This is a genomic window from Anaerocolumna sedimenticola (assembly GCF_009931695.1).
Taxonomy (GTDB): Bacteria; Bacillota; Clostridia; order Lachnospirales; family Lachnospiraceae; genus Anaerocolumna; species Anaerocolumna sedimenticola.
Map to the genome: position 1 here is coordinate 604689 of NZ_CP048000.1, position 15312 is coordinate 620000.

The 15312-nt window shown below is 39.1% G+C and carries 11 protein-coding genes and 1 rRNA gene; 1 reads left to right on the plus strand and 11 read right to left on the minus strand.

What is annotated here, in order from left to right:
* Positions 1-107 precede the first annotated feature (107 nt).
* The 3 genes from Ana3638_RS02600 to Ana3638_RS02610 form a co-directional block, all read right to left on the minus strand.
* Positions 108-1724: an extracellular solute-binding protein gene (locus Ana3638_RS02600; RefSeq protein WP_161836667.1), complete on the minus strand. Its 1617-nt coding sequence runs from the start codon at positions 1722-1724 to the stop codon at positions 108-110.
* 155 nt (positions 1725-1879) lie between these two features.
* Positions 1880-2746, minus strand: a complete 867-nt coding sequence (locus tag Ana3638_RS02605) for a carbohydrate ABC transporter permease (protein ID WP_161836668.1) — start codon at positions 2744-2746, stop codon at positions 1880-1882.
* Complete coding sequence (locus Ana3638_RS02610; RefSeq protein WP_246240726.1) at positions 2746-3690, minus strand: ABC transporter permease; 945 nt, start codon at positions 3688-3690, stop codon at positions 2746-2748. The genes Ana3638_RS02605 and Ana3638_RS02610 overlap by 1 nt, the downstream gene beginning before the upstream one ends.
* 677 nt (positions 3691-4367) lie before the next feature.
* On the opposite strand from Ana3638_RS02610, the gene Ana3638_RS02615 reads away from it, so the two are divergent.
* Positions 4368-4751, plus strand: coding sequence for a P-loop NTPase family protein (locus Ana3638_RS02615; protein ID WP_161836669.1), 384 nt, complete (start codon positions 4368-4370; stop codon positions 4749-4751).
* Between the two features lie 259 nt (positions 4752-5010).
* Here Ana3638_RS02615 and Ana3638_RS02620 read toward each other — a convergent pair whose 3' ends face one another.
* From Ana3638_RS02620 to Ana3638_RS02655, 8 genes are all read right to left on the minus strand, one after another.
* Entirely contained in the window at positions 5011-6156 is a 1146-nt protein-coding gene (locus Ana3638_RS02620; RefSeq protein WP_161836670.1) for an iron-containing alcohol dehydrogenase, read from the minus strand.
* A 55-nt stretch (positions 6157-6211) separates the two neighbouring features.
* Positions 6212-6847 carry a cytidylate kinase-like family protein gene (locus Ana3638_RS02625; protein ID WP_161836671.1) on the minus strand — a complete coding sequence of 212 codons (636 nt, stop codon included), beginning with the start codon at positions 6845-6847 and terminating at the stop codon, positions 6212-6214.
* A gap of 17 nt (positions 6848-6864) precedes the next feature.
* Positions 6865-8079, minus strand: coding sequence for an aspartate aminotransferase family protein (locus tag Ana3638_RS02630; protein WP_161836672.1), 1215 nt, complete (start codon positions 8077-8079; stop codon positions 6865-6867).
* 21 nt (positions 8080-8100) lie between these two features.
* Entirely contained in the window at positions 8101-8652 is a 552-nt protein-coding gene (locus Ana3638_RS02635) for a helix-turn-helix domain-containing protein (RefSeq protein WP_161836673.1), read from the minus strand.
* Between the two features lie 32 nt (positions 8653-8684).
* Positions 8685-9419, minus strand: coding sequence for an amino acid ABC transporter ATP-binding protein (locus Ana3638_RS02640; RefSeq protein ID WP_161836674.1), 735 nt, complete (start codon positions 9417-9419; stop codon positions 8685-8687).
* Between the two features lie 11 nt (positions 9420-9430).
* Positions 9431-10171 carry an amino acid ABC transporter permease gene (locus Ana3638_RS02645; protein ID WP_161836675.1) on the minus strand — a complete coding sequence of 247 codons (741 nt, stop codon included), beginning with the start codon at positions 10169-10171 and terminating at the stop codon, positions 9431-9433.
* A 340-nt stretch (positions 10172-10511) separates the two neighbouring features.
* Positions 10512-11447 (minus strand): transporter substrate-binding domain-containing protein, encoded by a 936-nt coding sequence (locus tag Ana3638_RS02650; protein WP_161836676.1) that lies wholly within the window; start codon positions 11445-11447, stop codon positions 10512-10514.
* A 918-nt stretch (positions 11448-12365) separates the two neighbouring features.
* Positions 12366-15267 (minus strand): 23S ribosomal RNA (locus Ana3638_RS02655).
* Positions 15268-15312: the final 45 nt, after the last annotated feature.

Sequence of the window (15312 nt, forward strand, 5' to 3'; positions counted from 1 at the left end):
TCAGAATATACCGTGAAAGGTATCTTGTAAAATAATAGGGCAGCATTGATTGCTGCCCTTTACTTATATCCGGACTTATCTTCTTATGAGGACAAGCTCAATAATATTTATTTTGTAGCATTAGCATCATAGTATGCTGCTCTTTCTTCCAATATCTTACTTAATCCGGTATTTAAAATTTTATCATATTCTGATTTCTGTAATGAATCAAATTTGCTAGGATCGCAGCTGATTAGCTTATATACATATTCAATCGCCATTACTTTAACATTTGATAAATAGGTTGCTTCAGATTCCAAAACAGCAGGGAAAGTAGGGTATACATACTGGTTCGTATTCTCAACATCATATAAGTTGGTGAACCATTCTTTATCCTCCCAAGATAAGGTTGCTGTCCATGATGAGATAACTGCTTCTTTATTATCTACATAGGTAAAATGCTGATTTACAATATTTAAGTCTGCAGTGGTTCCAGGATATCCCTTAGCATATAACTCATCTTCTGTTAAGCTTTGCGGTACACCCTCATCACTAACTTTATGATCCGGTGTAAACTCTATATTTTCAGCAACAGCAGGATCAGCCTGCCAATTAAGGTATTTCATACATGCATCTACCTTATCAGAACCTGTAGCTGGTACCATAATAAACATACCAAATAACGGTTCTGTAGGATTAATATAAGATCCTTCCGGTGTATCAAAGCACATTAGAGGAACAAATTTAGCATCAACGACGTTTGTCTTTAATACAGGAATATAGTCAAAGATATTTGTAGCATCATCTAATGTAAAACCAACATTACCTGCACACATATCTTGTTTGAATATATCGTTTGTTGTATCAGTAGCAAAATTATTTGTGATTAAACCTTCATTGTATAATTGATTCATTTGCTTCAGACCATCAACTGCACCAGGTGCAAAGATCTTAAAGTTTTCGGAATAAATATACGCATCTTTCTCTGATAATTCTGGTACATAGGAACCAATAAAGTTAAGATAGAATTTCTCTGTATCTGTTGTACCACCCATTGCCCATGGAATAACATTATCAACATTACCAGGATTTTTCTCTTTAAATGCACGTAAGGCTGTAAATAATTCTTCTTTCGTTTTTGGAACTTCCATTCCAAGCTTATCCAACCAATCTTTTCTGATATATGAAACATGGCGAGGAACCTGTTGTCCTCTTCTCTTCATAATTGCATACTGTTTTCCATCCATTTGACCCATATACTGAATGTCCCCGATGTTATTTTTTATTGTTGAGCCATTATTCGCATATGCATCTGTTAAATCTGCTAAGCCGTTGCTTGTTACATATGAACCATATAGATTCTGACTATAAGTAAATACGATATCTGGAGCTGTTCCGCCAGCCATCATTATGTTAAGCTTATCATCAGATCCTGATCTGGGAACTGATACAAAATTAACTTTTACGTTACAAGCCTGCAAAACCTGTTCTTGAATCCATTTTGTCAAAGCATTATCTGTACTTGTTGTGTTAGGAGCAGCATTACCTCGATCCCAAACCATTACTGAAATTTCTTCTGGTGCTTCACCATTGTCAGTTGGAGCTGTTGTAGCTGTGTCAGCCTCTGTTGATGTAGCAGTAGAGATCGTCGTTTTCGTTGTGTTAGATGTTTTCGATCCGCATGCTGTGAATGTCATAGCAGCTACTAACAATAGTGCACATGTTGCAGTTAACTTTCTTTTCATAATTCCATCCTCCTGTTTTTATTATTATTTAAATTAAATTTTTATGGTTATATAACCCATAGTAAACATCTTCAGTGTGTAAATCCCCCGCTTTACTCCGAAGTAAAATTCTATTTGGAATTTAACTATGATTAAAATATAATTTCATTCATAACTTAACCTTTGACTGCTCCTAACATAATTCCTTTCGTGAAATATCTTTGAATAAATGGGTAAGCAATCATCATGGGCGTCATGGATATAACAATACTTGCAGCCTTAATATTATCTGCTACCAACTGGGTATTCGTTCCCTCCTGCAGAGAGATTTTCACCGTATCAATCATTTGTTTTAGCATCATCTGCACTGTATATAATCCCGATGAATTGATATAATACAATACATCGCTGATACCATTCCAACGGCTTACTGCATAGAAAAGGCTTAATGTGGCAATCGCTGGTACCGCTAATGGAATAGCAATCTTAACTAATGCCTTGAACTCAGTACAGCCATCAATATATGCAGATTCATAGAGCGATTTATCAATTCCTATAAAGAAAGAACGCATGATAATCAGGTTATAAGCACTTAAGGCACCCGGAATAATCAAAGCCCATACTGTATCTATAAATCCAAAGCTCTTAACATTTAAATAATTGGGAATAGTACCCGGATCAAAGTACATTGTAAGAACAAATAAAGTCATTATTATTTTTCTACCTTTTAAATCACCCTTTGAAAGCGGATATGCTGCCATAATTGTCATTAACATACAAATACCTGTATAGGCTGCTGTCAAAATTATGGAATATAAAAACGAATTAACAAAGTTGATATTTCCAAAAGACCTTTGGTATGCTTCTAGGGTAAGCTGAACTGGGACAACCCATACCTTACCAGAAAGTATAGCTGATTTTGAACTTAAAGACATTGATACTACACGCAAAATCGGAGTAAGTGTTATTAAAGTTATAATAACGAAGATTGTGCCTACTACAGCCTGAAATATTTTAGATGATCTGCTTTTTACTTCGCTCATTATATAACCCCTTCCTCTCCAAATTTCTTAGCCAAAGCATTTACTACTAAGATAAGTATTACGCCGACTACTGATTGGAACAAACCAACTGCAGTTGCAAAATCAAATCGGCCTGCTTGTAACCCGACATTATAAACATATGTACTGATAACCTCTGAAACATCTTTTACAAGAGTGTTACCCATCATATATGGACGATCAAATCCTATGGATACCACCTGTCCCAGTTTCATAATCAGCATAACTGTAATCGTTCCCTTTATCTGCGGTATTGTGACAAACCAAATTCTTTTAAGTCTTCCAGCTCCATCTATATAAGCAGCTTCACTTAAACTAGGATCCGTGCTGGTAAGTGCCGCAAGGTAAATAATTAATCCATAACCTGCTCCCTGCCAAATTCCGGCTATCCAATAGACAATTCTCCATATAACAGGATTCGTTAGAAAATCAATACTCTTCCCACCGAACAGCTTAATCAATCCGTTAAGCAAACCATTATCTGAGCATATTTGATTCACTACTCCTGCGATAATAACCCAGGAAAAGAAGTTTGGAAGGTAAAGGATTAACTGGGTAGATTTCTTAATAATCTTACTATTTAATTCGTATAAAAATAAAGCTAATATAATAGGTATTGGAAAACCGAGGATGATATCACCTAAATTTAAAACCAAAGTATTTTTCAGTGCCAGCCAAAAGTCTAGAGAAGAGAACGCCTCTTTAAAATGAGCCAGTCCTACCCATTCACTATCCCAAACACCTTTAAAAATATTAAATTGCTTAAATGCAACTAACGTTCCAATCATCGGCTTATATTTAAATAATAGCAGATATAATAACGGAAGTACTAACATCAAATATAATTGATAATGATTCTTAATATAGGTTCTTTTTGAAATTTTATGGGTATGATTATCTGGTTTCATATCCCTTTTAACTTTCATGAACTTTCCTCCTGTCTCCTTTTGCATTAATGCCATGTTAACTTTCTAAAATCATTTATAAGCTGAATTACCTTACAAAACAATTGTACCAAGCATGCCTTATAAAAACTATGCTTTAATTGCGTTTTTTTTTAATAAACATTGCATTATTTGCTATCCATTATTCTTTTTATAATAAATTTCACTTGATTTAGTAAATTTTTATTGCATATTACACAAATAGCAAGAAATAAATCAGTAGCAAATAACAACTTATTGCCATAATGCCTTACTTTGAAAGAAGCCATATCTATTGTGGTATTATGCTTCATTATAAATGATCTACTACTTACCTGCACTGAACAAAAGAAATCCTGAATGGAATCCCATACCAACACTTGACATAAGTAACTTAATTTTATATTAAAACTACCATGTCCACCTTCACCGGCAAGTTTATGACAGTTACAGAATACAAGACTCTCTTCTTTATAAATTAGCCCATATTTTACAAATCGAGTAGGAGGAAATTTTCATAATGAATGAAAATTTCCGATCTCTCACACCACCGTGCACGTACCGTTCGGTACACGGCGGTTCAATCTTATAACTAAATATGAACTATTGATATTGGTCTAGTAGCGATACTAGACCAAATTTCTTTAGTCTATCTTTCGTAATCGCTCTATGTAAAATAAATGACCCACTTTCCCGATGAAGAAGACAGGGAACTTAAGACCGGCCTGTTAGAACAGGAATTACACAGGCTTCATGATCTGATTCCCCATATGAAAAAAGACAGCTTATTATTAATGAATGAAACTTTCTCTACTACAACCGAATACGACGCCAGTTATCTGGCTGAGCAGATAACAGCAGCATTTCGCAGCTGCGGCCTTTTGACCATCTTTGTTACTCATCTTTATCAATTTGCCCATAAACTATATACAGAAGCTCCGAAAGACTGTATCTTCTTTCGTGCCAATAGAAACAGTGATGGATCGAGAACATTTACATTGGAAACCGGAGAGCCGGTTAAATCCAGTTATGCTTTAGACTTATATCATGAGATTTTAGGTTAATTTGAAAAGCGAATCATAAATTTCCACGACTGCCGGAAATTTTCGGTGAGCAACGGCAAGCGACAACGGGGTACGCTAGCCGGTAAAAATCATGCAAGGAGAGATCAACCATTATTTCCAATAAAAAAGAGAGCTTACTCAGGCTGTTCGATAAAAAACACCTGAATAAGCTCAGAAAGAATTTTTTTGATTACTATAAAAGATTTTATTCAAAATAAAACTGAATATTGAGTAAGATACAAAATAAAGAGTATCCGTATTACAACGCTTTCTTATATAACATTTCAATATCCTTTATCTCGGTTTTTCTCGGATTTACGGCAATATTTCCGCTTTTCATGGCGTCCGCCGACATAGCTTTAAATTTGTTCTCCGTTACTCCGACAGAACTAAGCTTTTCCGGTATCTGAAGCTCTTTTAACAGTTTTTTCACCTCTTCTACCAGTGTATAAGGATCCTGATAGATTTTATCCTTCCCTGTCTTTAATAAATTATAGATGATTTCATATTTACCGTTATCCACAAGAGCATTATACTCAAGAACAACCGGCAATAATATTGCATTGGCAATACCGTGGGGAATATTGAAATAACCTCCTAACGGATGAGCCATGGCATGAACATTGCCTAACCTTGCCCAGTTAAATGCAATTCCTGCAAATGTACTTGCAAGCAGCATAGAGCAGGCGGCCTCTTCGTCACTGCGGTCCGCGACAAACCGGCGTATATTTCTGCCAATCATTTTTATGGCGTATTCAGCCATTGCATCACTAAAAGGAGAAGCTACTTTTGACAGATAGCTTTCTATTCCATGAACCAGTGCATCCATTCCGGTTGCAGCCGCAATATCAGCCGGCAGGGACATAATCAAATCAGGGTCCAGCAGCGCATACACCGGAATCAGTTCATTACTGAATATGGTTAATTTGTAATTTCTGGTCCTATCGGTGATAACTGAAAAAGCAGTGACCTCACTTCCGGTACCGGCAGTTGTGGGAATTGCTATGATCGGTGCAATTTTACCGGGAACTTTGCCGCCCCCTTCATACTGTGTTATATCACCTCCATATACTGCAAGTATTCCAACCGATTTTGCCACATCCATGGGGCTTCCTCCGCCTAAAGCTATGATACCGGCAGCTTTGTTATCTAAATAAGCTTTCGCCGCGGCATTTACCGTTTCAACGGAAGGGTTCGCCTCAATATCAAGAAATTCAATATGCTTTATTCCCTCCTCATCCAATAAATCCGTAACCTTTTTGACTGTTCCGATTGCTTCCAGCCTTCTGCCGGATAAAATCATTATCTTACCGGACGGCAGATTTTTTAGTATAGAAGGTAATTTTTTTAAACTAGATTTACCAAATATAATATTCTGTGGTATTGAAAATATAAAGTCCAACATAATTCTACTCCATTCATCCCCTAATAGCTTATTTTAGGTCATCCGATAATACCTGTTACCAGGTAAAATCAGGGAACTTAATTTTTAAGTACTCTTTAATCAGTTTTACGCAATTATCAATTCCTACACGTTCACTATTTAAAGTCAGGTCATAATTTACCGGATTCGTCCAATAATTGCCTCCGGTGTAATGTTCATAATAAGCTGCTCTGTATTGATCTGTTTTCGTAATGGACGTATGCGCTGTTTCTTCATTTACATTCATTTTGCTCATAACTTTTTTCACACAGAATTCCCTGGATGCCTCAATATAAATACTGATTACATTGGTATATTCTTTGAGAATCCAGTCAGCGCATTTGCCTACGATAACACAGGATTCCGAACTGGCCAGATTTAAAATAATCTGTTTCTGAAATTCAAATAATCTTTCATCCGATATAAAATCCACATCTACCGGATTAGGCTTCAAGGATCTGGGCAGCCCCCGCAGCAGTCCCGAAAACTTTTTACCCCGGATTTTTTCATTTACTTCGTTAAATAAATCTTCATCCAACCCGCTAAGCTGTGATGCGAGTGTTAAAATTCTGTTTTCATAGCAGGCAATACCTAATTCCTCTGCCAATTTGGAAGCAATCTCTTTTCCGCCGCTTCCAAAACCTCTGGCTACTGTTATTACGTAATTATCCATATATAACCTCTCATTCTTTAAATAAGGCTTTCCAAGGTTTCCTTAATAATTTCATATGCTTTATCACAGTCATCCTCTGTCAGTATCAAAGGCGGAACCATACGGATCGTGTGTGCTCCGATTGAGGTTATAAGCAGCTTACGGTCAAAACATCCATGTTTCACATCAATTCCTTTAATTTGATCATCGAATTCCACGCCGACTAAAAGTCCCTGGCCCCTAACTTCTTTTACATGTGGTAAGTTTTTTAATTTATCCATAAAATAATTACCTAATTTTTTTGCATTACCTGCAAGGTCCCTATCTAAAAGCTCCGTAATCTGTGCTAAGGAAGCTGCACAGGATACCGGATGTCCGCCGTATGTAGTACCATGGGAGCCCGGTGTAAATACCTTAGCTACCTCTTTTCTTGCACAGATAGCTCCGATTGGCATTCCTCCGCCCATCGCCTTAGCCATGGATACAATATCCGGTTTTATTCCATAATTCATATAGGACATTACCGCACCGGTTCTGCCCCAGCCGGTCTGTACCTCATCTAATAATAACAATAATCCTTTATCATCACACAGTTTTCGCAGGCCTGTCATAAATTCAAAAGTTGCCGGAATAACACCGCCTTCTCCCTGTACCGGTTCCACCATAATTGCAATGGTATTTTCCGTAACCGCATCCTCAAAGGAACATAAATCATTAAAATCCGCATAGACAAACCCCGGTGTCATACCACCAAATCCAATCTGGCAGGCATTCATGGGCTGTCCCGTAGCACTCATGGAGCCAAAGGTTCTTCCGTGAAAGGACATTTTAGCAGTGATAATCTGGTATTTTTCAGGACTATAGTGATCAACTCCGTATTTTCTGGCCATTTTTATCATTGCTTCATTTGCCTCGGTACCGGAATTTTGAAAAAATATTTTATCCATCCGGGTGGCCGTACAGATTTTCTCTGCTAATAATACCTGAGGTATGGTATAGGGATAATTAAAGGTATGAATGATATCCATAACCTGATCTTTTACAGCTGCAACTACCTTTTCATTGCAGTTTCCGGCACTGTTTACAGCAATACCTGCATAGAAATCCAGATATCCCGTACCTGTTTCATCATATATGTACATGTCCTTTGCAGACTCCGCTACAAAGTCAAATCTTTCATAAGTCTCGATTATATATTTTTTAGCCTTTGCTTTTAGCTCCTCTTTCGTTAATCCTGTATCCTTTAATTTCATTTCATATGCCTTCTTTCAATTTTATTTAAATGAAAATATGGATGTCAACCTTACCATATCTGTTCCTTCATTGCAATACCAGTGTTCAATATCAGAATCAAACCGAAATGCGTCACCCGGGTGAATTACATATTTCTTATCCCGTACTTTTAAAGTTAAAGTTCCTGTTGCAACGGTAATATACTCCACTGTATTTTCTCCATGTGACCCACTGTAGTAGGTACCATTCCGGTAAATATCCATTCCGTAAATCTCAAAAGGTTTATCCTTTTCATATGGAAAGTAGGTAAAAATACTGTATTGTCCTTCCACCTCTTTGGTAGGTACTATTTCATCCTTTGATATGTAATAAGTCTCCTGCATGGGAGTTTCAATCAGTTCCGTCAGTTCAACCCTAAGTCCGCTTACAATCTTGCCCAGGCACCCGATGGAAGGGTTTGCCTCACCACGCTCTATCTGTGCCAGCATACTTTTACTTACTCCTGTTTGTTCTGCCGTTTCTTCCAAGCTCAGGTTTTTTGCAATTCGTATTTTTTTTAAATTAATTGCTATATTTTTATTGATGTAATCCAATCTATTCTCTCCTTATCTGAAACTGTGTTTTCTCAACCATTCATAAACCGGGTCAAGAATTCTTTTGTCCTTGGATTATTCGGTGCCGTAAACAATTTCTCAGGTACGTCACACTCTGCGATTACCCCCTGATCCATAAATATTGTTCTGGTAGATACATCCCTTGCGAAAGCCATTTCATGGGTTACGATAATCATGGTTAATCCATCACTAGCAAGTTCCTTAATTACATTTAAAACTTCTCCTACCATTTCCGGGTCCAGTGCACTGGTTGGTTCATCAAAAAGAAGTACTTCCGGTTCCATGGTCAAAGCTCTTGCAATAGCAACTCTTTGTTTCTGCCCACCGGACAACTGGGCCGGTTTTGCATTAATATATGCTGCCATACCTACCTTTTTTAAATATTTAATAGAAATGGCATGTGACTGTTCTTTATTTTTTTTCAAAACCTTTCTGCATCCTGCCATGCAGTTCTCAAGCACTGTCATATTATTAAATAAATTAAATGACTGAAATACCATTCCTACTTTTGAACGGTAATCATTAATTTTCTTTTGGGAGCCTCCGATTTCAGTATCCCCAAAGAGTATTTTCCCGCTGCTTTTGGTTTCCAGGAGATTTAAACATCGAAGCAGTGTTGATTTACCAGAACCTGAAGACCCTATAATACATACGACTTCCCCTTTTTCAATATTAAAATCGATATCCTTTAAAACTTCATGGGTACCAAAGGTTTTACTTAAATGTTCTACATCAATAATTGCCATCGCTTTTCCTCCTAGTCCGTTAAATATTCTGTTGCTAATTCATAATCTTTCTTGTCTTCCAACTTCCTTTCAAGCAGGGTTAATAATTTAGTAAATATTGCACACAGAACAAAGTAAATTGCACCTGTAATCAGGAACGCTTCAAAATAACGATAATAGGTGTTTGCTGCCGTTTTGGTAGCAAAATAGAGTTCTGCTATCCCGATAACGTTCAGTACGGAAGTCATTTTTAAATTAGTAATGAACAGATTGCCCATCTCAGGAATAATATTACGGAACGCCTGGGGTAATACAACCGAAAACATAATGGTAAAATGAGACATACCCAGAGCCTTTCCCCCTTCAAACTGTCCGTTGTCAATGGATATAATTCCGCCTCGCACCGTTTCAGCCATATACGCTCCCGTATTTAGTAAAATTACTAAAACAGCTGCACTAAAAGATGAAATATCTACACCATATTGTTTCAGTCCGTAGTAAATAACCATCGCCTGGACCATCATGGGAGTTCCTCTGAAGATATGTATAAAAATGCTGCTGATTGTTTTTATTACCTTATAATATATTCTTTTGAACCTTCCATCCTCTGGATGAACCGGTGTTGATTGAATGATACCAAGCAGGAAACCTAATAAAAACCCAAATAAAGTTCCAAGTATGGAGGTTTCTAAAGTTATTACGGTCCCTTTCCAGAAATATACGCCGTATTTCTGTAATAAAAATAAAATCCATTCAAAAATATTCTTTTCCATACTCATTCTCCTTAACAAAAACCACCGGTATTTTCAGCGGTTTATTTTTATAAATCAATACATTTTTTTAATTCCCTTATCCACATGCTTACTGGAATCAATTCATATACTTTCAGAATCTGTCACAATTCTCCAAATAGTACAAAGATTCTTGCCAGACTCTGGCGCTGACTGCTGTCACTTCAGTGATAATCTTCCTTTTACGCACCATGTGCATCCTGCCCGGAGGACTTTTATTTAATAGGGAAGTTCGGAACTTCCTATTAAATAAAAAGGAGGCGCATAGGAACTGTTACGCTCCTATGCGCCATAATATTTTTTATTATTTATTTTAAAATCATCAATTATTGCTTAATGGCTGTAAAGTTGCAGCAAGATCCATTAATGCGTTCATACTCTGCTCATTCCAACCGATAGCATCCAAAGCGTCATCCAGCTTTTTCTGTAATTCGGTATCTCCCTCTTTTACTGCGATACATACATTTAATGACTGACCTTCCGGTACGGTAAAACCATTCGCTTCATCAAATTTAATATAGATTAGATCCGGATTGGACATCGTTGCTGACATCGCTGTAGGTTCATCAAGAACTGCGCAGTCCGCAGTACCTGTAGAAACAGCCATTACTACCTCAGATGTTGTTTCATAATAAGTTAATTGTTTTACATCCGGTATTTGCGGAACATATTGTTCCCATATTGTTCCGATTTGGGTTGTTGAGGAAGCTCCCTTAAAGTCGGATAAAGTCTTGGCATTTGCATAAGGACCGTCTTTTTTTACGATAATAACATTATTTCTAATATAGTAAGGATCCGTAAAATCAACACTTTGCTCTCTCTCTTTTGTATAACCCATACCTGCTATAATTGCATCGTAATCACCGGAATTCATTCCTAATACAATACTTGACCAATCCACTTTATGTATTTCCAACTCCATTCCCATCTGATCTGCAAGTTTCTTAGCCAGCAGAACATCGTAACCATATGCATAATCACTGGTACCGAAGATTGGTACTGCTTTATCTCCATTAGATATATTCTGTTCTGACTGTGTCCAGTTAAAAGGTGCATACGCACATTCCATTCCAACTCTTAAAACCTGCTTTTCACCACTTTCTGTATCACCATTTTGTGCAGCTTTACTTTTCGTATCATTACTTGAAGTTACATCTGTTGTATCCGTACTTGCAGTATTTGTTTTAGTTCCGCATCCTGTTAATAGTGAAAACATTATTGTTAAACATAACATTAAGCTAATCATTTTACGTCTCATAATATGACCTCCTCAAAGTATTTTATTGTGATTTTTTGAGGACTTATTCTGCAGCATAAGCCTCCCTTACTGAGCTCCGGTAGCTGGAAGAAACCTGCGCCAGTTTCTTCGGTTCGCGTGCGCGTTCGAATTATTGCAAGCAACTTTCTAATTCTCACTTTGCTTTCGCGGAAATCAAAAAAGGTGTTGGTTTTACCCAACACCTTTGTTAATGTTATGAACATTATAATCATCTGCTATTTGTTTGTCAATATACATATAAACAATATTTTGCACAAATTATTTCATTGAATCAGGCTTTTTCTATGATAATTCGTATATTTGTATCAATATATTGTACAATATTGTTTATATATTGTTCATAATGTACTCACTAAATTACTGATGGTCAGCGCTTAGTCGTTCCGGTAGTTTATGTATTTCAGTAATGCTGATCATCCTCCTGTAGAAATTTATTAAATATTCCATGCTGACTTCCCATGTTTAAGCCACATGATAAAAGGATATATGCTGTTTTTTTGATAATAAAATATTTTAAATCAAATATAAATTATCCTTGGGAGATTTTTATATATTTATTACTTTATACACATAATTTATTAATTTGATAAACCATAATATTATATCATTACTGTTGTTCCTCATATTATACACTAAGTAAGTCATTATCAAGAGGAATACATGATAGTAAACATTTACTTTCCCGGAACCGGAAGAAACACGCTTTGCGAGTTCTCCGGTGCGCGTTCTTGCAAGCAAGCTTGCTAATTCTCACTTTGCTTTCGCGGAAATTAAAAAAGTTACCTGGTTTCAGGTAACTTTTCGTTTTCATTTTATATCTTCAAAACTACACATTATCCATCTATATTTAACCAATAACCTTTTAAGTGATTATAACCACTTAGGAAGTTTCCTTCTTTGGTCAAGCCCTCGACCTATTAGTATTAGTCAGCTCCATGTGTTACCACACTTCCACCTCTAACCTATCCACCTTGTCGTCTTCAAGGGGTCTTACTAGCTTATGCTATGGGATATCTTATCTTGAGGGGGGCTTCACGCTTAGATGCCTTCAGCGTTTATCCCTTCCAAACTTGGCTACTCGGCCATGCACTTGGTAGTACAACCGATCCACCAGCGGTTCGTCCAACCCGGTCCTCTCGTACTAAGGTCAGCTCCTCTCAAATATCCTACGCCCGCGCCGGATAGGGACCGAACTGTCTCACGACGTTCTGAACCCAGCTCGCGTACCGCTTTAATGGGCGAACAGCCCAACCCTTGGGACCTACTACAGCCCCAGGATGCGATGAGCCGACATCGAGGTGCCAAACCACTCCGTCGATGTGAACTCTTGGGAGTGATAAGCCTGTTATCCCCAGGGTAGCTTTTATCCGTTGAGCGATGGCAATCCCACTTTATACCACCGGATCACTAAGTCCTACTTTCGTACCTGCTCCACCCGTCGGTGTCGCAGTCAAGCCTTCTTATGCCTTTGCACTCTGCGAATGGTTTCCAACCATTCTGAGAAGACCTTTGAGCGCCTCCGATACCCTTTCGGAGGCGACCGCCCCAGTCAAACTCCCCACCTGACATTGTCCACTGCCCGGATCACGGGCACATGTTAGAAATCCAATACTGCAAGGGTGGTATCCCAACAGCGGCTCCACCACGACCGGAGTCGTAGCTTCTTTGCCTCCCACCTATCCTGTGCATGCAATACCGAATCCCAGTATCAAGCTAGAGTAAAGCTCCATGGGGTCTTTCCGTCCTGGCGCAGGTAACCAGCATCTTCACTGGTATTTCAATTTCACCGGGTGCATTGTCGAGACAGTGCCCAAATCATTACGCCTTTCGTGCGGGTCGGAACTTACCCGACAAGGAATTTCGCTACCTTAGGACCGTTATAGTTACGGCCGCCGTTTACTGGGGCTTAAGTTCAACGCTTCGGATTGCTCCTAACATCTCCCCTTAACCTTCCAGCACCGGGCAGGCGTCAGCCCATATACTTCACCTTTCGGTTTTGCATAGACCTGTGTTTTTGCTAAACAGTTGCTTGGGCCAATTCTCTGCGGCCTGTATTGCTACAGGCACCTCTTCTCCCGAAGTTACGAGGTTATTTTGCCGAGTTCCTTAACAATGCTTCTCCCGTCGGCCTTAGGATTCTCTCCTCATCCACCTGTGTCGGTTTACGGTACGGGCTTATGAAAAACAATAGCGGCTTTTCTTGGCAGTTAGCTCACCAGCTTCCCTACTTTAAGTTTCGGTCCACTTAACGTCTTCGTATTATCAGACGGATTTGCCTGTCTGACTACTACCCCGCTTGTACCGGTCTTTCCATTCCCGGCTCTGGCTTTCTCTCTGCGTCCCCACAGTTCTGTTTTCATAAGGTACAGGAATTTCAACCTGTTGTCCATCGACTACGTCTTTCGACCTCGCCTTAGGTCCCGACTTACCCAGAGCAGATCAGCTTTACTCTGGAAACCTTGGATATTCGGCCTAGAAGATTCTCACTTCTATCTCGCTACTCATTCCGGCATTCTCTCTTCTTAACACTCCACGTCTCCTTCCGGTAACGCTTCGTCGCAGTTAAGAATGCTCCTCTACCAATTGTACTTGCGTACAATTCCACAGCTTCGGTGTCGTGTTTAGCCCCGGACATTTTCGGCGCAGGACCTCTCGACTAGTGAGCTATTACGCACTCTTTTAATGTATGGCTGCTTCTAAGCCAACATCCTAGTTGTTTTCGAAATCCCACATCCTTTTCCACTTAACACGCACTTTGGGACCTTAGCTGGTGGTCTGGGCTTTTTCCCTTTTGACTACCCAACTTATCTCGTGTAGTCTGACTCCTGATCATCATCTGTATGGCATTCGGAGTTTGATAATCTTCGGTAAGCTTTGACGCCCCCTAGGATATTCAGTGCTCTACCTCCATCAGACTAAATCAAGGCTAGCCCTAAAGCTATTTCGAGGAGAACCAGCTATCTCCGGGTTCGATTGGAATTTCTCCCCTACCCACACCTCATCACCACCCTTTTCAACGGATGTGTGTTCGGTCCTCCACCACCTTTTACGGCAGCTTCAACCTGGACATGGGTAGATCACCCGGTTTCGGGTCTACATACACTGACTAAATTCGCCCTGTTCAGACTTGGTTTCCCTTCGGCTTCAGTCTTTTCGACCTTAACCTTGCCAGTAAATGTAACTCGCCGGACCGTTCTACAAAAAGTACGCGGTTCACCTTTAAATAGGTGTTCCACAGCTTGTAAACACAGGGTTTCAGGTTCTCTTTCACTCCCCTCCCGGGGTTCTTTTCACCTTTCCTTCACAGTACTATGCACTATCGGTCACTAAGTAGTATTTAGCCTTGGGGGGTGGTCCCCCGACTTCCCACAAGGTTTCTCGTGTCTCGTGGTACTTCGGATCCCGCTCGCTGTCTTCCGGTTTCGCTTACGAGGCTTTCACTCTCTCTGGCTGGCTTTCCCAAAACCATTCTGCTACCGTACGACTCACTTGTTGCGGTCCATAACCCCGAAGAATAAATTCTTCGGTTTAGGCTGTTTCCATTTCGCTCGCCGCTACTTTGGAAATCGAGTTTTCTTTCTTTTCCTCCGGGTACTTAGATGTTTCAGTTCCCCGGGTTCCCTCTATTAAGCTATGGATTCACTTAATAGTAACGGAGGAATACTCCGTCAGGTTTCCCCATTCAGAAATCTGCGGGTCAAAGGATATTTGCTCCTCACCGCAGCTTATCGCAGCTTATCACGTCTTTCATCGGCTCTTAGTGCCAAGGCATCCACCCTGCGCTCTTATTAGCTTGACCATTTACGTCTCTGCCTAGCGTGACAGATCGTTGGTCTTTGGTTTA